The sequence below is a fragment of the Agarivorans sp. TSD2052 genome, from assembly GCF_023238625.1.
Lineage (GTDB): Bacteria > Pseudomonadota > Gammaproteobacteria > Enterobacterales > Celerinatantimonadaceae > Agarivorans.
On sequence record NZ_CP096670.1, the window covers coordinates 2,136,768 to 2,162,403 of the forward strand.

Here is a 25,636-nt window from a genome sequence, read left to right on the forward strand (position 1 = left end):
TTCCAATACTACTTAATTAAGCCGGCAAACCCGACGAAGGCTAAAGACATTAATCCGGCTGTGATCATGGCGATCGCAGCACCCTTAAACGGAACCGGGATATCTGCAACAACTAAGCGCTCTCGCATCGCGGAAAAAAGAATCAACACTAGAGAAAAGCCTGCAGCTGCACCAAAACCATAGATGATTGATTCAAACAAATCATGCTGTTCGTTGATGTTTAATAAGGCCACCCCTAAAACCGCACAATTTGAGGTTATTAATGGCAAATAGATACCTAATACTCTATGTAAAGCAGGGCTGGCTTTTTGCACAAACATCTCGGTGAATTGCACGACTACCGCAATCACCAGAATAAAGCTCATAGTGCGCAGGTAGATAATATCTAGTGGTGCTAATATATATTGCTCCACTAAATAAGAGCTCATTGAGGCTAAAGTCAGTACAAAGGTTGTAGCCAAGGCCATACCAATAGCCGTCTCTACTTTACTAGAAACGCCCATGAAGGGGCATAAGCCCAAAAATTTAACGAGTACAAAATTATTGACCAGTACAGTACTAATCAATAACAACAAATATTCAGTCATTTAAGTAAGATGCAGCGAAACCAGCGGCTATTATCCTCGTTTAATCACCGTATAACAACCGTCAGTTCAATGTGGGAAAGGAACCAATAATTTGCCGTGATAAATGATACATTTCTGAGCAAACAAATTAAGTTATTTAGCTTCGATTGATCTTGATCATTTGAATTTGCTTTAACGATTAAATCACTCGACTACCATATCTAGTGGGATCTACAATTTAGCACCACAATATGTGGATAAGCGCTCCGCTTGGCTTTTTTCAGACCTTTTGTCTTTCCAGCCCTTTAGTAGCGTGATGTCCAGTGTTTTTTTAGTTAAATGAGTGAGATAAATTGGAGCATAAATCGTGAAAACAGTCGTGATAAAACGTGATGGAAGCCGTGTACCTTACGACGCAAAGCGGATTGTAGACGCAGTACTGAAAGCTGCTGAAGCTCTAGGTGTCAAAGATAACTTAGTTGCACTACAAATTGCCCAACAGGTCACCGAGCAGTTTTTAACTCAAACAGAAGTTGATATTAACGATATTCAATCGTCGGTAGAAAACTGTTTGATGGAGAGCGACAATAAAACTTTGGCTCGTGCTTACATCGAATATCGCCACGATAGAGACGTGGCTCGCGACAAACGTAGTGTGCTTAATAGTGAAATTAGAGGTTTAGTTGAACAAAGCAATGCTGCTTTGTTAAATGAAAACGCCAATAAAGACAGCAAGGTCATTCCTACTCAACGCGACCTGTTAGCAGGTATTGTGGCTAAGCACTATGCTAAAACTCACTTGCTTCCAAGAGACGTAGTTAAAGCCCATGAAGCGGGTGAAATTCATTTTCACGATTTAGATTACGCCCCATTCTTTCCTATGTTCAATTGTATGTTGATCGATCTTGAAGGAATGCTCACCGGTGGATTTAAGATGGGCAATGCCGAAATCGAGACGCCAAAGTCGATTTCGACGGCTACCGCGGTTACGGCACAAATTATTGCCCAGGTAGCTAGCCATATCTATGGCGGCACTACCATCAATCGTATTGACGAAATTTTGTCTCCTTACGTATTAAAGAGTCACGAAAAACATTTAGCCACAGCTAAACAGTGGAATATTGCTGACGCAGATGCTTACGCTAAGGCGCAAACAGAAAAAGAATGTCACGACGCATTCCAATCGCTAGAATATGAAGTAAATACCTTACATACCGCTAACGGTCAAACACCGTTCGTTACCTTCGGATTTGGCTTAGGTTCGTGTTGGGCTTCACGCCTTATTCAACGGTCTATTCTAGAAAACCGTATTGCAGGGCTTGGCAAAAATGCCAAAACAGCGGTATTCCCTAAACTGGTGTTTGCCATTAAAGATGGCTTAAATCACAAGAAGGGCGATCCAAGTTACGATATTAAGCAACTGGCCCTTGAATGTGCGTCTAAGCGTATGTATCCCGATATTCTTAATTACGAAAAGGTAGTGGAAGTAACGGGTTCATTTAAAACCCCTATGGGTTGTCGTAGTTTCTTAGGTCCCTACCAAGAAGATGGCAAGGACATACATGACGGGCGTAACAACTTAGGCGTGGTTAGTTTAAACCTGCCTCGTATAGCGATTGAAGCAAAGGGCGATGAACAGCGCTTTTTTGAACTATTAGAACAGCGTTTAAGTGTGGCCAAAATGGGCTTAGATACTCGCATAGAGAGATTAAAAGGGGTGAAAGCCAAAGTTGCACCAATTCTCTACATGGAAGGGGCATGTGGTGTGAGGCTAAAAGCTGAAGATGACGTCTCTAAAATCTTTGAAAATGGTCGAGCTTCAATTTCCTTGGGGTATATTGGTCTTCATGAGACGGTTAACGCCTTATATGGTAACGACCACCACGTTTATGACAACAAACAGCTGCAACAAAAAGCCTTAGGTATTGTTACGGCTCTAAAACAAGCCACGTTACGTTGGGAAAAAGAAAGTGGCTATGCATTTAGCCTTTACAGTACACCAAGTGAAAACTTGTGTGACCGTTTTTGTCGTTTAGATGCCAAAAAGTTTGGCGTAATTCAAGATGTTACCGATAAAGGCTACTACACCAATAGCTTTCATTTAGACGTAGAGAAAAAGGTAAACCCATTCGATAAAATTGACTTCGAATTGCCATATCCGTCGGTAACCAGTGGTGGCTTTATTTGCTACGGTGAATACCCGAATATGCAAAATAATACTGAAGCACTGGAAGACGTATGGGACTATAGCTACAGTCGAGTGCCGTATTACGGCACTAACACCCCAATTGATGAGTGTTATGAGTGCGACTATACCGGCGAATTTAACTGCACCAGTAAAGGTTTTGAGTGCCCATCATGTGGTAATTCAGAAGCTAGCAAGGTGTCAGTGACACGACGAGTATGCGGCTATTTAGGCAGCCCCGATGCGCGCCCGTTTAACTACGGTAAGCAAGAAGAAGTTAAACGACGAGTCAAACACCTGTAAATGAATTATCTAAGTTATCATTCGGTTGATGTGGTAAATGGACAAGGTACCCGTTGTACCTTGTTCGTTGCTGGATGCGAGCATCAGTGTCGTGGCTGCTACAACCAAAAATCTTGGAGTTGCAATTCAGGCCACTTGTACACCGAACAACTTGAACAACAAATTATTGATGACCTAAACGATCCTCGTATTCGGCGTAAAGGTTTAAGCCTTAGTGGCGGAGACCCTTTACATCCGAACAACGTAGCAGCGGTGCATCGTTTAGTTCAACGGGTAAAAACCGAGTGTGTAGGCAAAGATATTTGGTTGTGGACGGGTTATCTATTGGCAGATCTAACCGCCAAACAACAAGCAGTAGTTAAGCTTGTTGATACCTTAATAGACGGAAAATATGAGCAAGCCTTAGCCGATCCTAAATTGCAGTGGCGTGGAAGTAGTAACCAAGTCATTTACCAACAACCTCTGCACAACTAGCTAATTAGCTCAGGTCGAGCGATTAAGTAGCCTTGTAAGCTATCAACATACATAGATTCTAATAATTGCTTTTGTTCAAGGGTTTCAACGCCCTGAGCGATAACCTGACAGCCTAAGCGATGTGATACTTCAACCAGCATACTGACAAACTGTTGGTTGGTTTTATCTTGTTCAAGTTGATGAACTAAATCGCTACTAATTTTCACGTAATTGGGTTTTAGCTCTTTAAATAACTTAAATGAGCCAATGCCATTTCCGAAATCTGCGATTGCGGTGTGGCAACTATTACGGCGCAATACTTCAAATAGCTTCTTGGCATTGTTTAAATACATGTCTAACACTTCTTCTTCAAGTTCAAACACGATTCGAGATTTTAACGTGGGGTAGGTCAGCAGTGTTTGCGTTAGCCATTCGCAAAACTCTGGGTCGATCAAAATAAGTTTGCTTAGGTTAATACCCCAACGGTACTCTGCTTTTTGGTTAGCAATGGTTTTTAATATGAAGGCTATCGTGGCTTTTTCTAATGCCACTATCATATCTAGGCGCTGAGCCATGACTAAAGTGGTTTCAGTAGGTAACTGTTGATCTCTATCAGACAAGAAGCGGATGAACACTTCATGATAAGCGGGCATGGTTCTGTGTAAGGATTGTATCGGCTGAGCTGCTAAGCGGAAGTTTTTCTTGGCAATTAGCGAACTAATAGTACTGTGCCATTGTAATTCACTGTTCTCTAGCGTTTGGCTGTCTTCTAGTACTATCTCCCACCCATTAGGCGATAAGCTCTGAGCTATCGCTACAGCGGCGTCTGCACGGGCAATGACCTTCTCAATACTATCGCCAGGTTTTATCTCGGTGATACCGGTATATGCCGCACTTTGCATTTGCTTATTGTTGGTGTAGTCGTTGAGAGATGATTTAATACCTTGGGCAACTTGACTCACGCGGCTAGCAGGAAAGTGAGGTATAATTAGCGCAAACTCTGCTCCGAGCAGGCGATATAACAGGCTGCTGTGGTATTCTTTGCGGCAGTAATCAACGATCTTTGCCACATCTTTTATGTAGTCATCACCTGCTTGATGGCCGCGGGCTTTGTTTATATCTTGAAGCTGTGAGGCCCTCACTAGAAACAAAACGGTATCTTTAGCGTTTTCTTTTAATAGCCCTTGCATCTGCTGGCGAAAAGCGTGTCGATTTAGTTGGCCGGTTAAAGGATCTAAAGCTACCTGCTTTTCTAATTGTTTTATGGCGTGCTTTTGTTGACGAATCTGCTGAGTTAATTCTAGCTTTTGTTCTTTTATCAATTCACCAACAGCGCCCAAAACAGGTTTCTCATCAACTAAACGCTCGGCACTAATTAATTTTTTGAGTTTTGATTTGACCCGAGAAATGGCACGCAAATACAGCATACTTGTCAAAAAGTAACCCAAAACACATAAACTAGCGATGGTTAAATACAGCTTTAAATACCCGTCACTAACAAACTCAAAGGAAGGTTTGAAGTTGACTTGGTATTTACCAACCTGAATGGTCTGCAAGCGTGTTTTAGCGGGCTCGGCAAGCTCTACTAGCCAGTGTTGAGTTGGTCCCACCAGCGCCAAAGTATTATCTATCGCTAACTGAGTAGAAATAAAGCTAAGCTTATGATGGTCTCGAAGCTCTGATAGATAATCTTGATTAAGTTGACTTGCCTCGCTTAACTGTAAGCTGAGTAGGGCGTTTATTTGCTGGTTTTCTCGTGCTAAATCTAATTTAAAAAGCTGTACGTGTACCCCAACCAGCGCAACCCACAATGCGATAAATAAGAAAGCATTTACAACAAAGAATGTTCTAAGACCTTTCATATACATCCTGTACAATAAAGCATCATCCGTAACCGCCTATGATACATGCAAACAATAGACTTATCTATCAGATGGTTAGCTGTTTAGCAGTTAAATATAATATTAAGATGGTTGGTTTGCTAAAGAAATGCAAGAAAAGACGAGAATTAGTACACTAATTGTTTAATTTGTACGTGCTTTTAGCCATTCCAGCAGTGTGGCCAAAAATGCAGGAGAATAAGCACTTTCATCTCCAAGGCCGGGCTTATCCCAACTAAAAACAGCAAAGCCAGCGTCGAGTATCACTTGCTAGTAACGTCGTTAGTATCCATAAGTGTCATAGGGCATTTCGCCATCGCCCGTTATAAAAAACGACACCTTTTATCTATTCCGTATTGGCTGATGTTTTGTAACAAGCAGCAATCGATATTCGCCATGTTGGAAGGTAGGCCGTTCTTCGATGGATTTGGCCAGTGCGAAAGTACTACTGCTAATTATAATAAGTGTAATAAATAGCTGAGTGAATCGCTTTGGTTTCATGGTTTGATTCCCCTTAACAAAATATTATAGCGCGCTTGGTGTGTGACTTGATGACCTCTCGACTTAAGTCTTCCTTGATTGGTTACGAAAACCGCAAAAGAAAGACAGAAAATAATGTGAGTATAATGGGAGGGGGTAGTGGGATTTGCCTAATGAACAAAGGGGCGGGTAGGGTTCAAGTCTACGGTTAGCGCGAACTCTTTTCTTTTAGTTAGCCTAACAGATTGGGTTTGGCTGTAGATGATGTAGTTGCTTGCCACGATGGAGATACTGTTCGATAAACCACAGAGATAGTGTCGCTGTTTATCTATAGGCTCAAAGGTCTAAAGTTAGCACATTTATCAATAGGAAATGGCGAGGAGGAGATTCAAAAAAAGACGTCATAAGACGTCTTTTTCTGGAATTTGGCTCCCCAGGTTGGGTTTGAACCAACGACACATGGATTAACAGTCCACCGCTCTACCAACTGAGCTACTGGGGAATTATAAGGTATATCTAGATAGTTAAGTGGCTCCCCAAGTTGGGCTTGAACCAACGACACATGGATTAACAGTCCACCGCTCTACCAACTGAGCTATTGGGGAATTCTTAAAATCTATCTAATTATATGATTGGCTCCCCAAGTTGGGCTTGAACCAACGACACATGGATTAACAGTCCACCGCTCTACCAACTGAGCTATTGGGGAATCATATAAGGTCTAACCTATTGTAATCAAGATTGGCTCCCCAAGTTGGGCTTGAACCAACGACACATGGATTAACAGTCCACCGCTCTACCAACTGAGCTATTGGGGAATCTTGATTTGTACTTAAACTAGGATTTGGCTCCCCAGGTTGGGTTTGAACCAACGACACATGGATTAACAGTCCACCGCTCTACCAACTGAGCTACTGGGGAATCGCTTTGCTTAAGTGCGGGGCGCATAGTAATAATTGCCCCTATAGCTGTCAACTACTTCTACATCAAAAATGAGATTTTGTGTCTGTTTGCTCAAACTACATGCAGTTATGAGCAAATGCTGATCAAAACTCGATCTGTTGGTACAAAAATTGGTCAGCAGTGTAAATGAAGATAAAACATAAGCAACATTCAGTCAGCTTACACTGAGTTTTTTTATACACAACTTCTAAAAGCCTTTGATGCTGCCCCTTTGCGATAGTTATCCACTGATTTTGTGGATAACTATGTGCATCAAATTAAACAATCTCTCTGTAGCCCAATGAATATAGGCTATCAGCGTAAAATTGATCTAAATCTGTTTATTGTGATTACTTATTAAAAACAATGGCTTACATTATATTTGGAGTAAAAGCTCAAAAAATAGACGCGACTAAAATTTTTTATGTACATGTAAAAAAAAGTGTGCATTACTTTTCATTACAGTAACGTTACTGTCCCCAAAATAGCCGTTTCTGCTACAAAAAGCCAAATGCCACTATAGTATTCTGAGTCATTAGGAAATGATTGTGAGATACAATACTGATGTTTAATCTGGCGTCTATTAAAGTAGAATGTAAACTTATTGATTTTTGATGACTGGTTACTATGCAATGAAAAAATCTTTTGAATTAGTGTCTGATTACAAGCCCGCCGGAGACCAGCCAAAAGCGATTGACAGTTTAAATGAAGGTTTGGTTGATGGCCTCGCTCACCAGACTTTACTTGGTGTAACAGGCTCTGGTAAAACCTTCACTATTGCCAATGTTATTGCTGAACAAAATCGCCCAACAATTTTGTTAGCGCCGAACAAAACTTTGGCTGCGCAATTGTATGGTGAAATGAAAGAATTTTTCCCAAATAACGCCGTAGAGTTTTTTGTTTCATATTACGATTACTATCAGCCAGAAGCTTATGTACCAACCACCGATACTTTTATAGAAAAAGACGCATCAGTAAACTCTCATATCGAGCAAATGCGCCTATCCGCCACCAAGGCCTTATTAGAGAGAAGAGACGTAATATTAGTGGCGTCTGTGTCTGCCATTTATGGTTTGGGTGATCCTCAATCATATTTGAAAATGATGCTTCACCTTAGCGTTGGCGATCTGATTGATCAGCGCGCAATTTTACGTCGACTTGCCGAGTTACAATACTCCCGAAATGACGCTGCTTTTCAGCGCTCTACTTTTAGAGTAAGAGGGGATGTGATTGATGTATTTCCCGCTGAGTCTGATAAAAATGCAGTAAGGATTGAATTATTTGACGGTGAAGTAGAACGCTTAACCAGTTTTGACCCCTTAACTGGTGCCGAAGAAGCCGTAATGGCCAGAACGACTATCTTTCCTAAAACTCACTACGTTACCCCGCGAGAAACCATCCTTAATGCTATTTCGTTTATCAAAGAAGAGTTGAACGAGCGAAAAAGTCAGCTGTTATCGGCCAACAAATTGGTAGAAGAACAGAGGATCTCGCAACGCACATTATTTGATATCGAGATGATGAACGAGTTAGGTTATTGTTCGGGGATCGAAAACTACTCCAGATACCTATCAAATCGTGCACCAGGCGAGCCACCTCCAACGTTGTTAGATTATCTACCCAATGATGGTCTGATGGTGATAGACGAGTCTCACGTTACTGTTCCGCAGATAGGCGCGATGTATAAAGGTGACCGATCACGTAAAGAAAACTTAGTTAACTACGGTTTTAGGTTGCCCTCGGCCTTGGATAATCGCCCCCTCAAATTTGAAGAGTTTGAAGCTATTGCTCCACAAACTATATTTGTGTCGGCAACACCCAGTAAATTTGAACTAGATAAAACCAACCAAGAGTTCGTAGAGCAAGTGGTTAGGCCCACCGGACTATTGGATCCTGAAATTGAAGTTCGTCCAGTGAATACGCAAGTGGATGACTTGCTATCAGAAATTGGTATTCGCACTGCAATTAATGAGCGGGTGCTGGTCACTACACTCACCAAACGTATGGCTGAAGATTTGAGTGAATACCTCACTGAGCATCAGGTGAAAGTAAGGTACTTACATTCCGATATTGACACCGTAGAGCGGGTTGAAATTATCCGAGACTTACGCCTAGGTGTATTTGATGTATTGGTAGGTATTAACTTATTGCGTGAAGGCTTAGACATGCCAGAAGTGTCCTTAGTGGCAATACTTGATGCAGACAAAGAGGGTTTCTTGAGATCAGAACGCTCATTAATACAAACTATTGGTAGGGCTGCTCGCCACCCGCAAGGTAAAGCTATTTTGTACGGGGATAAAATCACTGGTTCTATGGAAAAAGCCATCAGTGAAACCAAGCGGCGTCGTGAAATTCAGCATAGTTACAATCTGGAAAATGGCATCGTTCCACAAAAACTCAATAAAAAAGTGGTGGATATAAGTAACTTTGGTAAAAGCAAAACACTTATGGCTGCCGAGCCTAAATCAAAATATATTGCTTTATCACCAGAGTCCTTGCTAAAGAGCATTGCACAGCTTGAAAAACAAATGATTAACCATGCTAAAGAATTAGAGTTTGAACAAGCCGCCGCTGTGCGGGATGAAATAGCCGAAATGCAGCAACAATTAGTAAAATTAAGCTAAAAAAAAGCCGCTGTAATAACAGCGGCTTTTTCAATGTAATAACTAAATTAGTTTGCAGCAGTAATAATTGCGCCAAACTCTTCAGCCATTAGCGATGCGCCGCCAACAAGAGCGCCGTCGATGTCTGCTTGAGAGAACAATTCTTTAGCTGTGGCTGCTTTAACGCTGCCGCCGTATAAGATTTGTACTTTTTCAGCAACGGTAGCACTTTGTGCAGCCAACCAACCACGAATGTGAGCGTGAATAGCTTGAGCTTGCTCAGAAGTCGCTGATTTACCAGTACCGATAGCCCAAACAGGCTCGTATGCGATAACTGCATTTGCTAACGCATCGATACCACAAAGGTCGATAACCGCTTTAAGTTGAGTTTCAACAACAACTTCAGTTTTACCGGCTTCGTTTTCTTCGTCAGTTTCGCCAATACATAGTACAGGTACTAATTGGTTTTCTTGAATCGCTTTAAATTTTGCTGCAACAACCGCATCAGTTTCGTTGTGGTACTGACGACGCTCACTGTGGCCTACAAGGCTGTAAGTACAACCAAATTCTTTCAACATAACTGGAGAGTTTTCACCAGTGAATGCACCAGAAGTGTTAACACTTGCATCTTGTGCACCGTAAGCGATTGGAGCATCACCGACTAAAGCTTCAACTTGACCCAAGAATACTACTGGTGGGCAAATTGCTGCTTGCACGTTGGTAGCAGCTTTAGCTGGCTCGATTAAACCATTTACTAATGCAGTAACCGAATCTTTAGTACCGTTTAGTTTCCAGTTACCCATTACTAGAGGTGTTCTCATTGCGTTTCTCTCCTTTAAATAAATTGGCTCGATTATAGTGAATAAATTACAAAAACGTAGTGTTTAGCGAAAATTACTTAGCTAAAACTGAAAATTGCTGATCTAAAACAAACGATTAAGAAAAATAAGCACGAATTTTTTGCCACCACACACCTAACTTCTCATGCCACAGTGCATCATAGCGGTACATAAAGCGTGCATCAGGCAAATATTCGTAAAGTCTTTGTTCTGCTTGAACTTCTTTTCCTAAATAATCGGTAGGAACGGGGCTAATGTTGCTAGAGTATTTTTGAAAATGCTGTAAAGCGCGCTGCATATGAGTAGCACTGGTGACTAACGCCGTGGGGCGTTGTCCTATGTAGGTAGAAATGACCGCCGCTTCTTGTTCGGTATCTCTGGCTTTAGGAATAGTAATTATATTGGCTGGGGGAATATTAGCTTGTGTTGCTACCTTTTCCATTAACTCAGCGTTGCTATTAGGATCGCTACCGCCATACCCTGAAACAATTAAGCGACTTTGTGGGTTAACTAGACTAAGTTCGATGCCTTTCAAAATCCTAGCCAGTGAAGAGCGGCTTAACTGCTCAGTGGGGGATAATAAAGGGTCACTAATATGGCCGCCACCTAACACCACGACAAAATCGAAGCTATCGACGACATTGCTTGGCACGTCTACTTGTCGCTCGTTGGTTAATAATTGTTGGTTTACCCACCAAGGGTTACTCGTGACAATTAAAATCAACAGCGCCGGGAGTAATGTGGCTGCCGCTCGGTAGGGGCGCTTGGTTAAGCCAAAGTAAAAAGATAGCAGTAAAAAAAATAGGGCGATATTAAGTGGCATCAACAAAGAGCCTAACCATTTTTTTACGATAAAACCTAAACTTAAATCCATATAGCTGGGTCTCTTGTTAACGCTACAGACACTTTTATAGTAAGCGATGACATGGTGTCATAATTGTGGTTTAAAATTAACAAAAATAGCTGCTTAATCCAAATTAATGCGTTAAATCAACATTTACCCGATATTTTTTTGTCCACCTAAAGACAGCCATAATAACTTAGGGTAATCTTTCGCAGAATACAGGTAAGTAACTAGCAGTGAGGAAAATATGTTTGAGCGCGTAACCGCAGCCCCAGCGGATCCTATCTTAGGATTAACTGAAGCTTTTAAAGCTGACCCAAGTCCCAGCAAAATCAATCTCGGTGTAGGTATCTACAAAAACGAAGCTGGCCAAACGCCAGTGTTAGACACCGTTAAAATTGCAGAAAAATACCTTTTAGAAAACGAAGCCACCAAGTCTTACCTTAGTATTGAAGGTAATCCCGCTTACGGCACCGAAGTTCAAAAGTTATTGTTTGGCGAAGACAGTGAAATAGTTAATAGCCAACGCGGATTTACGGCTCAATCTCCTGGTGGTACAGGCGCATTACATAATGCTGCAGAATTTGCCTACAACCATTTAGGTATTCGTACTGTTTGGGTAAGCAATCCAACGTGGGCTAACCACGGCAATATTTTCAAAGCGCTTGGCTTAGAAGTTAAAGCTTATGACTATTACAACGCTGAAACCAAAGATTTAGATTTTGATGCCATGCTTAGCTCTTTAGAGCAAGTATCAGAAGGCGACTTAGTGTTGTTCCACGGGTGTTGTCACAACCCTACCGGCATTGATCCCACGGTTGAACAATGGCAACAATTAGCCGCATTGTCAGCGACTAAGAAAATTCTGCCACTGTTTGACTTTGCCTACCAAGGTTTCGCTAAAGGCGTAGAAGAAGACGCAGCAGGCCTACGTATTTTTGCTAAAGAAATTAAAGAGCTGTTAGTCGCAAGTTCGTTCTCTAAAAACTTCGGTTTGTATAACGAACGTGTTGGCGCATTCACTTTAGTTGCTGAAGACAAAGAGCAGGGTGCCGTCGCATTCAGTCAAGTTAAAGCAGGCATTCGTGCTAATTACTCTAACCCGCCTTCACATGGTGCTGCGGTGGTAACGACCATTTTGCAAAACCCAGAGCTAAAAGCTCAGTGGCATGCAGAAGTGGCAGAAATGCGTGTTCGTATTAAAGAAATGCGCGATTTATTTGTTGCCACTCTAGCCGAGAAAGGGGCCACAGGTGATTACAGCTTCATTCAACGCCAAAATGGCATGTTCTCGTTCTCTGGATTAAGCAAAGAGCAAGTCACTATCTTAAAAGAACAACATGGGGTTTATATTGTTGGTTCTGGCCGTATTAGCGTAGCGGGTATGACTAAAAACAACATGCAAGCACTGTGTACGGCGATTGCTGCAGTCGTTTAATGTCTATCAACAAAAAGGGTTAAGCGCTTTAAGGCTTAACCCTTTTTTTATGCCCTGATTAATTTACATTAACCAACCACCACATTTCTGCCCTTATTCTTGGCTTTGTATAAGGCGTTATCGGCGTCTTTAATGACTTCTTGGGCATCGTAATGTTGGCTGGATTTCTCAGCAACCCCAATGCTCACGGTGATTTGTACCGTCTCTTTAGGCTTAGCCTCGTTATCACGACGAGACTTATCACTTTTTTCGCGGCTGTTTTTGTCTCGTATGACAAAGGGGGTTTCCGAGATAATCTCTCGAGTGTCATCTAAAAAGGCAATAGCGTGATTCAGCTTCTTCCCCTTAAAAAGTACCGTGAATTCTTCACCGCCGTAGCGAAACACTTGTCCACCGCCTTCAATTTGGTCTAACTTAGCCGCCACCATCGCTAACACGTCGTCGCCGACATCGTGTCCATAGGTGTCGTTAAACTTCTTGAAGTGGTCTATATCTACCATGGCCAAGGTATAGTTTTTGGACAAGCCTGCTAGTTTTTCAAATAACATGCGCCTGCCTAATAAGCCGGTTAGCTCATCACGATAGGCCAATTCGTGAGAGGCACTAAATCCGCTAAATAACATAATCAGTAAAGAGGCGGTAAAAAAAACTGACGAAATAGCTTCTCTATCTAAAAAGATTATCGGAAAGGTGCTAGCAACAAAGCTAAAAAATAAGCCGATAGAAATACTGGTTGGTTGATTAATAAAACGAACAAAGGCCAATACCGAGCAAAGCGTTAACAAGCCCAAGGCATTTAAGCTTATGACAAAGCCATCGATGGGCCTGGGCGTAAACCAATTGTCAATGTGAGCAACTATAGAATCGCTTAAAAAATCTACGGTAATTGCAATCGCGATCACCTGTATTAGCAAGATACAATAGCAAATCCATGCTCTGCGAGTCCTGCTGCCGTTTTCTCTTATAAATTGGTTAGCCACCAAATTAATGGGAATAAATACACACACCAGTGCGTAGGCAACTCGGGCTTGCGCTACATCGAGCGGTTGTTGTAGGTAACTAAAAATTAGCCAATAACTGAAAGCGTTAACAAAAACCACAACCACTAATTGACGACGGTTAAACTGTAAAGCGAGTATCGCTGTAATAGCCGCTAAGCCATAGGGCAGCCAATAAATAATATCTCGGGTATTCGAGGATAAGCTGGAATACCACATTAACATACCGGCAGCCATTGCTAAGATAACTAAAGAAGGCAGTATGTTATAGCTTGTTAAGCGACTTTCCATAAGTTTCAAGTTATTGAGTTTCAGTTGATTTTAGCTAAATCCCGGCTACTTTTAAATGATTTACTACCCAATAGCGGGGGTTAACTCTAAATTTTTGAAAGTTAGTGGATAATAGTCTTTGATATTATGCAGTTGCTGATCTAGGTTTAATGTATCTAAAAACATATGGAGCAGGGCATGAGCGACTTTCTTTTCATCGATGATTTCGCAGAGCCAGTAGAAGAAACTTCTAAGGGAACTTGGAAGCTATTGGTGATTGATGACGAGGCAGAGATTCACTCGGTCACCCGTTTGGTTCTATCTGACGTAGAAATTGATGGTTACAAGTTAGAATTTTTATCCGCTTATAGTGCCGAAGAAGCACAAAAGATTTTTGACGAGCATAACGACATAGCAATAGCTTTGGTTGATGTGGTGATGGAAACTGATCACGCCGGACTAGAGTTGGTTAAATGGATCAGAGAAACTAAAGAAAATCATGCCACTCGCTTAATTTTGCGTACTGGTCAGCCCGGGCAGGCGCCCGAAGAGTCGGTTATCAAAGACTATGATATTAATGACTACAAAAGTAAAACAGAGCTTACCGCGACCAAGTTAAAAACCATTACCTATTCCGCGATTCGTTCTTTTCGCGATATTCAATTCATCGAACGCCATCGCTCCGGTTTGTTGCAGGTGATTGAATCAACCTCTTTAGTACTCAAGAGTAAAACCCTTTATCACTTCGGCTCAGCGGTACTTAAACAACTGGTTGAGCTATTTCAGTTAGAAACATCAGCGATGTATATCACCACTTTGACCGAAGACGTACTTCATCATCAGTCTTTTAATGTGTTGGCAGCAACCGGTGATTTTGTCACCAACGAACACAACGAATACAATTTTGACCAAAGTAAAATTCCAGAAAACGTTAAGTCTTTACTCAAGAGAGCATTAGACGAACGAAAAACATTGGTTACCGAAAGCTGTTATGTCGGTTTTTACCCGACCGATAATCGCAGCGTCAGTTTGTTGTATGTTCAACATGAAAAACCACTGGATGATATTGAGAAAGGCTTGTTAGAAGTTTTTGCTACCAACATCGCGTTAACCTTTGAAAATTTGACCATCAAAGAAGAAATTCAAGATACTCAAAAAGAGCTAATATTTATTATTGGCGATGCCATTGAACAACGTAGCAAAGAAACGGGATCGCATGTTAAGCGGGTTTCTTTAATTTGTGAGTTGATGGCCCAAAAACTAGGTTTTGATGCTGAGTTTGTTGAAGTCTTCAAGCACGCAGCGCCTTTACACGATTTAGGTAAAATAGCGATCCCCGAATCAATACTACATAAACCTGGCAAGTTAGACGCAGAAGAGTGGGAAGTAATGAAAACCCATGCGCAAATAGGTTATGACTTGTTGGCTGACTCTAACAAAATTATCGCGCGTTTAGGGGCCGAAATATCCTTATGTCACCATGAAAAATGGGACGGTTCAGGCTACCCAAGGCAACTAGCTGGAGAAGATATCCCTCTAGTGGGACGTATCATGGCTATTACTGATGTATTTGATGCACTAGGCTCTAAGCGATCTTACAAAGAGCCATGGTCAAACCAACAAATTAAAGAATTTATCATTGAGCAAAAGGGCAAACATTTCGATCCTAGTTTGGTTGACTTGCTGGTTAACGATTTTGATGAATTTCTCGCAATTAGAGACACTTACCCTGATTAATTATGCTTAGATAAAATACGCCACTTAGCGAAGTGTCGTATTGAGTTTCAATAAAAAAAAGCGCATGCTCTGTGCCATTATTCCCCGCCAAATTGTAAAGTGCGGGGCTTACTCTTTTTTAAGGCATTTTTGTGGCGCTAAAACCAACCATCTATAAGTTACGTATTTCTTTGTCTGATCTCAATCGCAATTACTACGACACTTTAAGCTTAACCATTGCCCAGCACCCCTCTGAAACCCTAGAGCGAATGATGGCCAGAACCATGGCATTTTGCCTGAGTGCCGAGCAAGATCTAGAATTTACCAAAGGCCTTAGTGAAATAGAAGAGCCCGATATCTGGCTTAAATCTTTGGCAAACGAAACCCAGTTGTGGATAGATGTTGGTGAGCCTACTCCAGAGCGGATAAAAAAAGCGACTCGGTCGGCTAAAGTGGCCAAGGTATATACCTTTAATGCCAAATCAGATACTTGGTGGCAGCAAACAGCGAACAAAATTAGTCAGTTAGATGTCCAGGTTTGGCAATTTGACTGGCAAGAAATTAGCACCTTAGCGTCGTTTGTGACGCGTACTATGGACTTATCAGTCACCATTACCGAAGAGTCAGCCTATGTGACCTTAGGCGACAATGAAGTTGAGATGCATTGGCGTAGCTTAAAGTAGAAACAAGAAGGGAAGCTTTCGCTTCCTTTTACTATGCGCAACACTTTTTATATTTTTTACCGCTACCGCAACTACAGGGGTCATTACGGTTCGGTTTTTTGTCAAAGGTGGCCGTGATTGGCTTGCTTATGACGACGTCTAACTCTTGAATATTTTCTTCAGCAGTGTCATCTACGGTAATGTTAACCACTAGCTGATGCTCAGCCGCCACCGATGCTAATTCTTGTTTACGTTGCTCTGAGGTTACAGTTAATTTCAGAGGCAGTTCAGCTGAACCAGGTTTCACAGCACGTTTAGTGTTAAAACCGAAACTCTCATGCTTAGGCTTTTTCTCAATACGGCCTTTATAAAAAAACTTAGACATGCGGATCCTCATTAAACGAAATACAGCGCATGCTTATACAGCAATTTTTCACATAAATAAACCCGATTATCACGGCGCTAAGCCTTAACTAAGCTCAAATATCTTTACCGTATGAGCGCAGGTTAGCGGCCATGGTGCCAGCGACTGTTTTAAAGGCTTTTACCCGTTCGGTGGAAAGGTTTTCTAGCATCGTATTGTGAATGTCTAGTTGTGTATCGCGGATAAGGCTGGCCAGTTTAATTCCGTCGGTGGTCAGTGCGAGAAACTGACTTCGTCGGTCCTCTGGGTTTGCGCTCTTAGTTAACCACTCCTTATCTATCATCTCTTTAATTAAACGGGCTACTTGTGCTTTATCTCTAGCAAGAAACTGAACGATGTCGTTGGCTGTACAACGTTGGTTGCGTTCGATGAAAGATAAACACCTAACATGCATCGAATTTAAGCCAAGTTCACTGGCTTTTAGAGTAGCGCGCATTGCTAAGCGGTATGAATGCACAACACCAAAAACAATGTCTGAAATATCATCTTGTTCCATAAATTTACCAATGTTTGTTGGTTGACAATGTCAACCACGTTGAATTATAGTAGACTTTATCAACATAAGTGTCGTTAATCAAGATCAATAGGAGTGACTCAGTGAAGCCGAAAAAGCCCATTATGCGTTTAACAAAGATATCTTCGATCATCGAGTTGTCACCTCATTTACGCCGCTTTGTTCTATCTGGTGACAGTTTATCTGACTTTCCGGTAGGCCTTGAAGGGTCCTATGTAAAAGTGGTTTTTCAAGAACCGGGCAAATCTGAAAAAACTATGCGTTCGTATACTATTCGCGCGTTTAATCCCAATACCCTAGAGCTTGCGTTAGATTTTGTAATTAATCGCCATAAGGGACCAGCCACCAACTGGGCGAAAAGCGCAACAGTGGGTGACCATGTGACTATCGCAGGTCCTGGCCCTTTAAAATTGACCAACTATAGCCACCACAGCTATTTGTTAGTCGGTGATCTTACATCTGTTAATGCCATCAACGGCTACATACCAAGGTTTAAGCCCGGCGCCAGTGTAAAAGCCATCATATCCGTACCCAGCCGTAACGATATCATCGACATGGATTATGACGACGCCTTAAATACACAATGGTTTATTGAAGATGAAAACAAGCTAAGCTTAGAGCAGATTGTGTTACAAACAGCGCAAACCATGGCAAAGGATACCCAAGTATTTTTAGGCTTAGAAGCGACCATCATCCGTGCGCTTAGGCCAAAGCTTCAACAAGACATCGGTTTCAATAGGCTAAACGTCTCGGCGGTGGGTTATTGGAAACGAGGCCTCGATGCTGACCGCTTTGGCGCCCATAAGAAAGCGAATCCGCTATAAAATTATTAAGCAACGCTACTCGCTAACAGCTGATACAATGTGAATGGTTCAGAGGTGAACACTGCAGGCCTCGGCGTTGCTTAAGACCTGCTCGTAAGGCGGCTGGTTGGACATTAAAATACTATACACCCTCTATTAGCCAACACTTAATTAACAGCCTAGCGCAGGGATGACAATGATTAGACACATACTACTTATACAGTTAATGCCCTCAGCCAATGAATCACAAATAGAAGAACTCAAACGGCTATTTGAATCAATGCCAGACAAGATAGCAGGCGTTGTTTCCGTAGAGTGGGGGCTTAACAACAGCCCCGAACAAAAAAACCAAGGCTATACCCATGCGGTGTTGATGAGCTTTGCGGACGAAGATGCACGACAGCGCTATTTGCCTCACCCTGAACATGAGATACTAAAAGACCTATTTAGGCCGCTATTAGCAGATATAATTGTGTTCGATTACAGTTTGTAAGTATTGATGAGCCTGTGTCACCCATAGCTAGAGAGAGTTAAATGAAGTGTTTTTGCTGCGATAACCAAGTAGCCAGTAATCAGCTTTATGTGGTTAAAACTAAAAATTACTGTAAGCCATGTTGTTCAGGCTTATTTGGTGAGGACATGCTCAATAGTCCCAACCCCAAGTACCAAGGTAAAACGGGCAACCTGCTATCACATTTCACCGTATTTGTGCTGCTAATCACAGGGCTATGGGTATTGGTGTTACTGTATGAATTGGGGGCGTCTGCGCTTCGCTTTTTTAGAACAAAAATAGCGAGAAAAAACGGCAATAGAAAAAGCTAAGACCCAATAAACGCCATGAGTATTAGCTATGGCGAGTACTTTTTTAATTGAACGACAATCTAAGGGCTGACCATGAGAATAACAATATCGCCTATTGCTAAGGTTTCTAAATGGCTGTGCCTACTGGTAGCCTTAGCATCACCTTCAGTATTTGCCGAAACTACCCAGCAACATATTCATGAAATGTCACATCATGTAATGCCCTTTGCCATGTCTGAAACTACCCATGTCTTTACGATGACAGAACAAGGCGGTGTCATGAGTGTTATTGCAAAAGATGCTAGCGCTAGTGATCAAGTGTCGTTAATCCAGCGGCATCTAACACATCAAGCCAAGCTGTTTAGTCAGGGAGACTACTCAGCACCTGCAAGCTTACATGGCGATACCATGCCCGGGCTGAAAACCTTGCAACAGCGAGCCAGCGAACTAAGGGTTTTGTACACTGCTACCCCTGAAGGCGCTAACATTGAGTTTAAAACCACTGACCTTACACTGATAACTGCTATCCACCGCTGGTTTGGTGCTCAGTTGTCAGAGCATGGGGCTGACGCTAGGGCCGAGTAATCCTTGTCTGTTCAACCTAAAAGGGTTTTGTAACACATAGTTCGTACTAGGCTGTTTGATTAAGGTATCAACCCACGCCGCCTCCAGTTATGCTCTTAGTTAAAATCCTACTGCCTATGTGCTCAAGTCAATGCAGTGCTGGTTAACTCCTCTTATGATAAGCCATTGAGGCATCAATGTTCCTCAAGCATTGTGTAAGGATGTATCACCCGCAGGGAGCAGTTACATTGACAGCAAGCCAGCAAGGCCTTCTCAAAGAAGCAGAATATCTTCTCAAGGATATTAAAACAGAGCTGCATGGTCTTGCGCCGCATTCTTCAAAACTGGCCGAGATTAGCCATTTGCTAAAATGGCTAATAAACGGCGAAGAGGAAGCAAGCTTGCAGGCTTTTGGTGAGTCTCTGCCTACCTTAAGCGATACCGACGATCTGTTTGGTAGTAGCGACCAACTATTTGGTATTGATGAACAACCTGACGCCAGAAAACGGTGGTTTTCACCTTTGCAGCAAGTAAAAGATAATCCCGAATTGTGTGAAAATATCTTACTAAATTTGGCCAGTGCTCAGAGCCAAACGCTCGATTATCGCCCCTTATACGGCGAAGCGGCTAAGCCTTTTTTCTATATCGTTGATAAAACCTTTGCGCCAAACTTGGTGTCAAATAGTGCCTTGTTGAACACCGTCTTAGCTAAGAAGCCCTTGGCCGCTTTTGTACTGCTATTTTGCCACCATCTTCGAGATAGCGAACAACTAGATTGGCATCAGATACAGCCCAATACGCTAAAGCAGCTGATGCTTGATGTGTTTATTCCAGTCTTAGCTGAGCATAGTCACACAGCCATAAGCGATGTCATCGTAAAGGATGAAACCCATCGGCAAACAACAGTGGCACTGGACGATATCTTAAAACATCGCAGTGATCCCAATGTAGGAATTTGGTTAAACGGTCAAAAGCTGACGATTAAGCCTGATTACTTACCGCCAATAGATGCGTGGATTGTGGATGCCCTTCAGCTGCAGCTCGAAAATGAACGCCCTCTACTTTTTTTTGAAACACTAAGCGAATATGTACTGTTTGGGAGTTAAGTGATGAAATTCACCGTTATTAATGTTTTGCTGGTGGCACTGGTTAGTATTCTAGCCAGCCCAGTGAGGGCTGCTAGCCTTCAATTGATTCGCCATATTGAAGGGTTAAGCCGTGATTACTACTACCTTAACATTGACCAAGCAAACCAGCCTTTTGAACGTACGGATATAGTGGGAGGCGAGCACGAAAACCACTATTTCATTCTCGGCTTTCAAGGAGATCAATTTGTAGTAAGCATCGAATCAATAGATGGTGAAGCAAGTTATTCACTAACTGGTGAAGGGTATCTACATCAAGCGTTAAATTCAATAAACGACATTGGCCATCAAGTTAGCGCCAATGCTGTGGTGGTAGAACAGCAACGCACCTGGATCGGCATAGCGGTCTCGGCTCATCCCTTTGCTGAATATACTTTAAGGGTAAAAATGTATGAGTGATCAAGCGCCTCAGCTAATTAGCATCGATGAGAAAATGGCAGCGTTGATAACGCTATTACCCACACTTAAGGCCGAGATATGTTTTGCTGGCACTGACCAAAGTTCGCCCTTATTTCAACGCATTAATCAGCTAGTTGATCAACTAAAGCAAGCACATCGCCTAGCGATAAGCTCGCCTTTTAGCGATGACAGTGACATAAACGATCCTATATCGCTGCTAAAGCAGTATCAGTGTTTACACGCTATTTATCACAGTGATGGTGCTGGCCATGTGCAAGTACAAATTTTAGAAAACACTCAGCCCTTTTCATTACAGTGTTTATTAGCCGCTATAGACAGCAAAGACCTCTGGGATGCTTGTTTTAAGATGTTTCAACAGCAGCCAGCGACTTGGTTGTTAAATGTGGCCGAGCAACTAGAGAACAGCGCCTCTTACCACACCCGTTGCCAACTTAAGTTAGCTCAACAACTTAGTGAGCGGCAGCATTCAATTGGCTTAATGCAAAATGCCGATCAATGGTAATGGGATAACGACAATGGTCACTTAATACTCCCACTAATCGAACAAATCGACAGCCTATTGGTATACAACTACAACGATCAGATTGAGTAAGAAATCGAAACCACTATGCTAAACCAATTAAAGCAACGTTTAGCCAAGTGTTATCAGCGGGTAAACCGCTAGGCTCAAAACATCGCCTACAAGCTTGGTTCTGTTTGACTGATTAAGTGTCAGAGAGGGTTAGCCTAGCTAAGCTATTGATTAGAATAAAAGGCTAAATGTTTGAGAAAGGGTGCTTAAAAATAATATAAGCCTAAGATAAAGCAGCGCACTAATCAGCCAAACGAATACCATAAGCTAAAAGAGAGTAAAATAAACCGTGGTCGCAAATTGATGGTCACCGAACGGTAACAAAAATTAATAAAATAATGTGTTTTTTTACTGTCGGTCGAAATAACGACACGGCCCGTGTTTTGAGATAACGAGGCAACAACAGAGGCATAAAGCCGATGTTTATCAAACCCTAAAAACAACAAAACCCGCTAAGTAGCGGGCTTTGTTGAAAAATTTGGTATTCGCGAGTGGATTTGAACCACCGACCCCTACCATGTCAAGGTAGTGCTCTAACCAACTGAGCTACGCGAATATTGTTTTAAATTTTGGTACAACCGAGTGGATTCGAACCACCGACCCCCACCATGTCAAGGTGGTGCTCTAACCAACTGAGCTACGGTTGTATTATCGAGGAATAAACCTACGGCGTGAAAGATACTGTATGTGTTTGCTTGCGTCAATCGCTGTTCTCTCATATTCGAACTGTATGCTCAATGATTAATCAGCGTTGGCATAACCAGTTTGCCAAAGGCGTGTTTTTTTCGATATTGCTGTTAGGTAATGGGTTTAGCCTTGGCAGCTGTTTAATATTCGCTGCCATTGTTTCACATGGTCTTTGTTCGCTTGCTGAAAGGCGTGGTGTGCATGTTGAGTTTGCTCAAGCAAAGTTTGCACCGTTTTCCCCTCAAGTAAGGGCGCTAATTGAACAATGAGTACATTGGCACTTTGGTCTAACTGGGCTAAATACTCCTGCACGCTGGGCATATACACCTTGTGTAAAACATTAGACAAAATAGTAAAGGTTTGTTGGTTGTTGCGGCAACTAAACGCACGCTGTTTTAAGGCTTTGCTTACCGTGTTTAGCCACAACGTGGCGTTATGCAGCTCTTGTAGGAGCGCCAATATGCTAGGTCCTTTAGCCAATTGTTGGCTTATAGCCAGCAACATAGCACTATCAAGCGCTTGCTGATTTACAAATTGCTGGTGGATGTTTTGTAAACTGCTTAAGTAACCCGCCATGCTTCGGTAAGCCCCCACCGGGTGTGCGTTAAGCGTATGTGGCGTGGTCCATAAATGGCGCAAGCTTGGCTCGTTAACCAAATAGTTGTTCCAGTAGGTATGTATGGCTTGGGTTTTTGCACTGAGAATCGCGTTTAGGCTGTTTGTTAATGCGGGGCTGATTGCTTGGTTTTGCAAGCAGTGCTGCAAGCTTAGGATTATTTGGTTATGCCAAAGCAGTTGCCTATCGGCACTGGCATGTTTACCTAAGCTGGAATTTTTCTCAAAAACCAGCTGGTCTAAGCCACATTGGCGTAAGCCCATGGTGTCGATGAGCGATAAGCTTACCGCTGGCTCAGCTAATTGGTAATCTCGCCAAGCAAAGTTTACTAGGGCATCTAAACGGGAGGGCGGCGTAATATTTATGGCAAGCACGCGGTTAAGTCGTGCAACGTAGGTGTTAAACAGCTTATCACTGCGAGGAGTAGACCAATTGATGACAAAGTAAATGCTAGCAGCCAGCGTTAAACCGGCAACTAGCAGGCTAGTAAGGTTCGGCAGCTTCATGCTTGCTTATTAATTAAATGCAGCTTATCTGGGTTATTGCTTGCCCATACTAAGCGCCAAAATAAACCAACTGCACAGGCGCTTAAAGCTAATACAATAGCAATCCAAAAGCCTTGAACCCCCATGGGTTCAGCTGTGAGAGTGTCTGTAAACGTAAGCAGCGACCCAACCCCTAAGCCAATAGGCCAAAAACTAATCAAGGTAACGATTAGAATAAACCGAGTGTCTTGGTAACCACGTAAAGCACCGGCACAACACACCTGCAAAGAATCAGACAGCTGATAGGTGGCCGCGAGCAAAAACAACGGCGCGGCAATGGCGGCTACAGTGGCATTTTCGGTATACCAAGCAATAATGTTGTGACGGAACAAGATGGTGGCACTTGCGATAAACAAGGTGGCGATGATCGACAATATTAAGCCGCTATAGGCACTAATTTGCGCTTTATCATGTGATTTCTCTCCCATGTAGTTACCTACTCGAATAGTCAGTGCTATCCCAATACTCAAGGGCAACATAAATACCATTGAGGTAAAGTTAAGGGCGATTTGGTGCGCGGCTACAATGTCTGCGCCCAAGGGTGACAGCAATAGTGCTATCATCGAAAACAAGGTGACTTCGAAAAATATTGCGCCACCAATCGGCAAACCCAATTTAAAAATGCGCGATACAATCGACCAGTCGATACCGTTGTGCCTTTCAAACAAGTTTAGTGGTTTAAGGGTATTGCTTCTTAGCGCATACACTAACATAGCAATCGCCATAAACCAGTTCACCATGGCAGTGGCTACGCCACAACCAGCACCGCCTAGTTTGGGCAAGCCGAATAAACCATTAATGAAAATATAGTTAACCGGTATATTTATCGCTAAACCGATGATCCCAATGATCATGATGGCTTTAATGTTCGAACAGGCCTCGTTGACCCCGCGCAGTACCTGGTACAACGCAAAGGCGGGCAAGCCAAAACTAACAAAATACAAGTATTGTTTGGTTAATCCCACCAGTTGCGGTTCAACATCCATTAGATTAAAAACCTTAGGTGCAAACCATAAGATCACCCACGCTAAGGCGGCTAAAACCATGGATATGATCAACGCTTGGCGGAAGATAATGCCACCCTTGTGGGCTTGGCGCGCACCTATTTGAAACGCCACCAAAGGTGTTACTGCCATCAAAATACCTTGAAGTAACAAGATTATTGGGTTAAAAAAACTAGCCGCTACGGCCACTGCGGCTAAATCGGTTGGGCTAACCGAACCCGCCATTATGGTATCGACAAAACTCATGCCGGTAATGGTAAGTTGTGCCACTACAATCGGGCCTGCCAATCTCAGTATGGCAAAGCATTCTTTTGAAAAACGTTGTTTAAAACCCAGGAAAAAAGACTTCATGTTCACCGGAATAGTTCAAAGTAAAAGTAAAGTTATCAAAGTCAAAAGGGCACCAGGCTTAATGCAGCTCTGGGTTTATTTAACGGATACCGAAGGCTTAAACATAGGTGCTAGTGTTGCGATAAACGGGACGTGTTTAACCGCGGTAGACATTAGCGAGCAAGGTGTTCAATTCGACTTGATACAAGAGACCTTGAGTTTAACAAACTTAGACCTGATTAATGAAGGTGATTTTGTAAATATTGAACGCGCGGCTAAGGTGGGTGATGAGATTGGCGGTCATCTAGTCTCAGGGCATATTCATTGCACTGCAACAATCGTTGAATTTTGCAGCAGTGAAAACAATTTAGCTATCCATCTATCGTTGCCAAGTCAGTGGCTAGAATATGTGGTTTATAAAGGTTTTATTTGTGTAGATGGAGCGAGTTTAACGGTGGGCGAGCTTAGTGAATCTGGATTTTGGTTACATATCATCCCAGAAACCCTCAGAGTCACTACCTTGGGTGACAAGCAAGTCAACGACCTTGTCAATATAGAGATAGACAGTGCGACTCAAACCGCCATTGATACCATTAAAAACTTGGCAAAAACGGGTGATCTTAAACGCTGGTTAAGCTAAAAATACTGCTCGTCGTCGGCATCGACAAAGGCTGACACTTTGTCGTTGGCTTCGTCTACCTTTAAACGGCAATGAATAGGGTTGCAGCAAACGCGGCAATCTTCGTAATAGTCTTGGTCGCCATTACTCGCGTCAATAATTAATGGTGTGTGGTGACCACAGCTAGGGCATGAGATCATTTTTTCGACATAACTTTTCATAACAACTACTCCAATATGCCCACCCATTAATTATGGTTCAATTTGCTCGCTACCACGAGTGTTAGCGCCAAAAAAACTTAAGCTATTGAAGTTATCTGTTCAGACCTTTAATATGCCCCTCTTTTTAGTGCAGTAAATTGCACTGCTTTATCGACTGAAACATGTGATGTTTAGTAGGCATCACCACTGTATG

At 42.4% G+C, this 25,636-nt stretch carries 24 protein-coding genes and 7 tRNA genes; 14 read left to right on the top strand and 17 right to left on the bottom strand.

The genetic code is table 11. From position 1 onward, the window contains the following. Positions 1-8 precede the first annotated feature (8 nt). Positions 9-587, bottom strand: coding sequence for an electron transport complex subunit RsxA (gene rsxA, locus M0C34_RS09665; RefSeq protein WP_248715412.1), 579 nt, complete (start codon positions 585-587; stop codon positions 9-11). Positions 588-933: 346 nt separating this feature from the next. On the opposite strand from rsxA, the gene nrdD reads away from it, so the two are divergent. Together nrdD and nrdG are read left to right on the top strand one after the other, a co-directional pair. After that, positions 934-3,054, top strand: a complete 2,121-nt coding sequence (nrdD, locus tag M0C34_RS09670) for an anaerobic ribonucleoside-triphosphate reductase (protein ID WP_248715413.1) — start codon at positions 934-936, stop codon at positions 3,052-3,054. Then, positions 3,055-3,528, top strand: a complete 474-nt coding sequence (gene nrdG, locus M0C34_RS09675) for an anaerobic ribonucleoside-triphosphate reductase-activating protein (protein ID WP_248715414.1) — start codon at positions 3,055-3,057, stop codon at positions 3,526-3,528. Here nrdG and M0C34_RS09680 read toward each other — a convergent pair. The 6 genes from M0C34_RS09680 to M0C34_RS09705 form a co-directional block, all read right to left on the bottom strand. Beyond that, positions 3,525-5,369 (bottom strand): EAL domain-containing protein, encoded by a 1,845-nt coding sequence (locus M0C34_RS09680; RefSeq protein ID WP_248715415.1) that lies wholly within the window; start codon positions 5,367-5,369, stop codon positions 3,525-3,527. The two genes, nrdG and M0C34_RS09680, sit on opposite strands and share 4 nt — an antisense overlap. Positions 5,370-6,293: 924 nt before the next feature. Beyond that, a tRNA-Asn gene (locus tag M0C34_RS09685) sits at positions 6,294-6,369 on the bottom strand. A 27-nt stretch (positions 6,370-6,396) separates the two neighbouring features. Next, positions 6,397-6,472, bottom strand: a tRNA-Asn gene (locus M0C34_RS09690). Between the two features lie 28 nt (positions 6,473-6,500). Continuing rightward, positions 6,501-6,576 (bottom strand) — tRNA-Asn (locus M0C34_RS09695). A 33-nt stretch (positions 6,577-6,609) separates the two neighbouring features. After that, a tRNA-Asn gene (locus M0C34_RS09700) sits at positions 6,610-6,685 on the bottom strand. A 27-nt stretch (positions 6,686-6,712) separates the two neighbouring features. Beyond that, positions 6,713-6,788, bottom strand: a tRNA-Asn gene (locus M0C34_RS09705). Between the two features lie 653 nt (positions 6,789-7,441). Between M0C34_RS09705 and uvrB the strand changes: the two genes are divergently transcribed. Continuing rightward, positions 7,442-9,433: an excinuclease ABC subunit UvrB gene (uvrB, locus tag M0C34_RS09710; protein ID WP_248715416.1), complete on the top strand. Its 1,992-nt coding sequence runs from the start codon at positions 7,442-7,444 to the stop codon at positions 9,431-9,433. Positions 9,434-9,480: 47 nt separating this feature from the next. On the opposite strand, the gene tpiA is transcribed toward uvrB, so the two are convergent. Further along, positions 9,481-10,233 carry a triose-phosphate isomerase gene (gene tpiA / locus M0C34_RS09715; RefSeq protein ID WP_248715417.1) on the bottom strand — a complete coding sequence of 251 codons (753 nt, stop codon included), beginning with the start codon at positions 10,231-10,233 and terminating at the stop codon, positions 9,481-9,483. 115 nt (positions 10,234-10,348) lie between these two features. Further along, complete coding sequence (locus tag M0C34_RS09720; RefSeq protein WP_248715418.1) at positions 10,349-11,125, bottom strand: YdcF family protein; 777 nt, start codon at positions 11,123-11,125, stop codon at positions 10,349-10,351. A 217-nt stretch (positions 11,126-11,342) separates the two neighbouring features. Between M0C34_RS09720 and M0C34_RS09725 the strand changes: the two genes are divergently transcribed. Further along, complete coding sequence (locus tag M0C34_RS09725; protein WP_248715419.1) at positions 11,343-12,533, top strand: amino acid aminotransferase; 1,191 nt, start codon at positions 11,343-11,345, stop codon at positions 12,531-12,533. Positions 12,534-12,601: 68 nt separating this feature from the next. On the opposite strand, the gene M0C34_RS09730 is transcribed toward M0C34_RS09725, so the two are convergent. Then, on the bottom strand, positions 12,602-13,822 hold the full coding sequence (locus M0C34_RS09730; protein ID WP_248715420.1) for a GGDEF domain-containing protein: 1,221 nt from the start codon (positions 13,820-13,822) through the stop codon (positions 12,602-12,604). A 177-nt stretch (positions 13,823-13,999) separates the two neighbouring features. Between M0C34_RS09730 and M0C34_RS09735 the strand changes: the two genes are divergently transcribed. Together M0C34_RS09735 and M0C34_RS09740 are read left to right on the top strand one after the other, a co-directional pair. After that, positions 14,000-15,538: a DUF3369 domain-containing protein gene (locus tag M0C34_RS09735; RefSeq protein WP_248715421.1), complete on the top strand. Its 1,539-nt coding sequence runs from the start codon at positions 14,000-14,002 to the stop codon at positions 15,536-15,538. Between the two features lie 131 nt (positions 15,539-15,669). Beyond that, a complete protein-coding gene (locus M0C34_RS09740; RefSeq protein WP_248715422.1) occupies positions 15,670-16,200 on the top strand; it encodes a YaeQ family protein in 531 nt (176 codons plus the stop codon). 31 nt (positions 16,201-16,231) lie between these two features. Here M0C34_RS09740 and M0C34_RS09745 read toward each other — a convergent pair whose 3' ends face one another. Next, the gene (locus tag M0C34_RS09745; RefSeq protein WP_248715423.1) at positions 16,232-16,564 is read right to left on the bottom strand and encodes a PBPRA1643 family SWIM/SEC-C metal-binding motif protein; all 333 of its coding nucleotides are present in this window, start codon (positions 16,562-16,564) and stop codon (positions 16,232-16,234) included. Between the two features lie 94 nt (positions 16,565-16,658). Further along, complete coding sequence (locus tag M0C34_RS09750; protein ID WP_248715424.1) at positions 16,659-17,099, bottom strand: MarR family winged helix-turn-helix transcriptional regulator; 441 nt, start codon at positions 17,097-17,099, stop codon at positions 16,659-16,661. 101 nt (positions 17,100-17,200) lie between these two features. Between M0C34_RS09750 and M0C34_RS09755 the strand changes: the two genes are divergently transcribed. The 7 genes from M0C34_RS09755 (at position 17,201) to M0C34_RS09785 (ending at position 21,352) form a co-directional block, all read left to right on the top strand. Further along, the gene (locus M0C34_RS09755) at positions 17,201-17,941 is read left to right on the top strand and encodes a siderophore-interacting protein (protein ID WP_248715425.1); all 741 of its coding nucleotides are present in this window, start codon (positions 17,201-17,203) and stop codon (positions 17,939-17,941) included. 175 nt (positions 17,942-18,116) lie between these two features. Further along, positions 18,117-18,413, top strand: a complete 297-nt coding sequence (locus tag M0C34_RS09760; RefSeq protein ID WP_248715426.1) for a Dabb family protein — start codon at positions 18,117-18,119, stop codon at positions 18,411-18,413. A gap of 41 nt (positions 18,414-18,454) precedes the next feature. After that, complete coding sequence (locus M0C34_RS09765) at positions 18,455-18,742, top strand: hypothetical protein (RefSeq protein ID WP_248715427.1); 288 nt, start codon at positions 18,455-18,457, stop codon at positions 18,740-18,742. 72 nt (positions 18,743-18,814) lie between these two features. Then, positions 18,815-19,306, top strand: a complete 492-nt coding sequence (locus M0C34_RS09770; RefSeq protein WP_248715428.1) for a hypothetical protein — start codon at positions 18,815-18,817, stop codon at positions 19,304-19,306. 227 nt (positions 19,307-19,533) lie between these two features. Next, positions 19,534-20,391 (top strand): hypothetical protein, encoded by an 858-nt coding sequence (locus M0C34_RS09775; RefSeq protein WP_248715429.1) that lies wholly within the window; start codon positions 19,534-19,536, stop codon positions 20,389-20,391. 3 nt (positions 20,392-20,394) lie between these two features. Beyond that, on the top strand, positions 20,395-20,829 hold the full coding sequence (locus M0C34_RS09780; protein ID WP_248715430.1) for a hypothetical protein: 435 nt from the start codon (positions 20,395-20,397) through the stop codon (positions 20,827-20,829). Beyond that, the gene (locus tag M0C34_RS09785) at positions 20,822-21,352 is read left to right on the top strand and encodes a hypothetical protein (RefSeq protein WP_248715431.1); all 531 of its coding nucleotides are present in this window, start codon (positions 20,822-20,824) and stop codon (positions 21,350-21,352) included. Before M0C34_RS09780 ends, M0C34_RS09785 begins: the two co-directional genes overlap by 8 nt. A gap of 548 nt (positions 21,353-21,900) precedes the next feature. Here the strand turns inward: M0C34_RS09785 and M0C34_RS09790 are convergent. The 4 genes from M0C34_RS09790 to M0C34_RS09805 all read right to left on the bottom strand — a co-directional run bounded on the left by M0C34_RS09790 (position 21,901) and on the right by M0C34_RS09805 (position 24,624). After that, positions 21,901-21,977 (bottom strand) — tRNA-Val (locus M0C34_RS09790). Positions 21,978-21,991: 14 nt separating this feature from the next. Beyond that, a tRNA-Val gene (locus M0C34_RS09795) sits at positions 21,992-22,068 on the bottom strand. A gap of 163 nt (positions 22,069-22,231) precedes the next feature. Beyond that, positions 22,232-23,230, bottom strand: a complete 999-nt coding sequence (locus tag M0C34_RS09800; RefSeq protein WP_248715432.1) for a DUF3080 family protein — start codon at positions 23,228-23,230, stop codon at positions 22,232-22,234. Beyond that, entirely contained in the window at positions 23,227-24,624 is a 1,398-nt protein-coding gene (locus M0C34_RS09805) for an MATE family efflux transporter (protein WP_248715433.1), read from the bottom strand. The genes M0C34_RS09800 and M0C34_RS09805 overlap by 4 nt, the downstream gene beginning before the upstream one ends. Here M0C34_RS09805 and M0C34_RS09810 point away from each other — a divergent pair. After that, positions 24,623-25,243, top strand: a complete 621-nt coding sequence (locus tag M0C34_RS09810; protein WP_248715434.1) for a riboflavin synthase subunit alpha — start codon at positions 24,623-24,625, stop codon at positions 25,241-25,243. The two genes, M0C34_RS09805 and M0C34_RS09810, sit on opposite strands and share 2 nt — an antisense overlap. On the opposite strand, the gene M0C34_RS09815 is transcribed toward M0C34_RS09810, so the two are convergent. Next, positions 25,240-25,443 (bottom strand): CPXCG motif-containing cysteine-rich protein, encoded by a 204-nt coding sequence (locus tag M0C34_RS09815; protein ID WP_248715435.1) that lies wholly within the window; start codon positions 25,441-25,443, stop codon positions 25,240-25,242. The genes M0C34_RS09810 and M0C34_RS09815 overlap by 4 nt on opposite strands. Positions 25,444-25,636: the final 193 nt, after the last annotated feature.

Bases quoted from the DNA above. Each gene is read 5' to 3' on its own strand.
- rsxA (WP_248715412.1), bottom strand. From the start codon at position 587: ATGACTGAATATTTGTTGTTATTGATTAGTACTGTACTGGTCAATAAT.
- nrdG (WP_248715414.1), top strand. From the start codon at position 3,055: ATGAATTATCTAAGTTATCATTCGGTTGATGTGGTAAATGGACAAGGT.
- M0C34_RS09680 (WP_248715415.1), bottom strand. From the start codon at position 5,369: ATGAAAGGTCTTAGAACATTCTTTGTTGTAAATGCTTTCTTATTTATC.
- uvrB (WP_248715416.1), top strand. From the start codon at position 7,442: ATGAAAAAATCTTTTGAATTAGTGTCTGATTACAAGCCCGCCGGAGAC.
- tpiA (WP_248715417.1), bottom strand. From the start codon at position 10,233: ATGAGAACACCTCTAGTAATGGGTAACTGGAAACTAAACGGTACTAAA.
- M0C34_RS09720 (WP_248715418.1), bottom strand. From the start codon at position 11,125: ATGGATTTAAGTTTAGGTTTTATCGTAAAAAAATGGTTAGGCTCTTTG.
- M0C34_RS09725 (WP_248715419.1), top strand. From the start codon at position 11,343: ATGTTTGAGCGCGTAACCGCAGCCCCAGCGGATCCTATCTTAGGATTA.
- M0C34_RS09730 (WP_248715420.1), bottom strand. From the start codon at position 13,822: ATGGAAAGTCGCTTAACAAGCTATAACATACTGCCTTCTTTAGTTATC.
- M0C34_RS09735 (WP_248715421.1), top strand. From the start codon at position 14,000: ATGAGCGACTTTCTTTTCATCGATGATTTCGCAGAGCCAGTAGAAGAA.
- M0C34_RS09745 (WP_248715423.1), bottom strand. From the start codon at position 16,564: ATGTCTAAGTTTTTTTATAAAGGCCGTATTGAGAAAAAGCCTAAGCAT.
- M0C34_RS09750 (WP_248715424.1), bottom strand. From the start codon at position 17,099: ATGGAACAAGATGATATTTCAGACATTGTTTTTGGTGTTGTGCATTCA.
- M0C34_RS09760 (WP_248715426.1), top strand. From the start codon at position 18,117: ATGATTAGACACATACTACTTATACAGTTAATGCCCTCAGCCAATGAA.
- M0C34_RS09765 (WP_248715427.1), top strand. From the start codon at position 18,455: ATGAAGTGTTTTTGCTGCGATAACCAAGTAGCCAGTAATCAGCTTTAT.
- M0C34_RS09770 (WP_248715428.1), top strand. From the start codon at position 18,815: ATGAGAATAACAATATCGCCTATTGCTAAGGTTTCTAAATGGCTGTGC.
- M0C34_RS09780 (WP_248715430.1), top strand. From the start codon at position 20,395: ATGAAATTCACCGTTATTAATGTTTTGCTGGTGGCACTGGTTAGTATT.
- M0C34_RS09785 (WP_248715431.1), top strand. From the start codon at position 20,822: ATGAGTGATCAAGCGCCTCAGCTAATTAGCATCGATGAGAAAATGGCA.
- M0C34_RS09800 (WP_248715432.1), bottom strand. From the start codon at position 23,230: ATGAAGCTGCCGAACCTTACTAGCCTGCTAGTTGCCGGTTTAACGCTG.
- M0C34_RS09810 (WP_248715434.1), top strand. From the start codon at position 24,623: ATGTTCACCGGAATAGTTCAAAGTAAAAGTAAAGTTATCAAAGTCAAA.
- M0C34_RS09805 (WP_248715433.1), bottom strand. From the start codon at position 24,624: ATGAAGTCTTTTTTCCTGGGTTTTAAACAACGTTTTTCAAAAGAATGC.
- M0C34_RS09815 (WP_248715435.1), bottom strand. From the start codon at position 25,443: ATGAAAAGTTATGTCGAAAAAATGATCTCATGCCCTAGCTGTGGTCAC.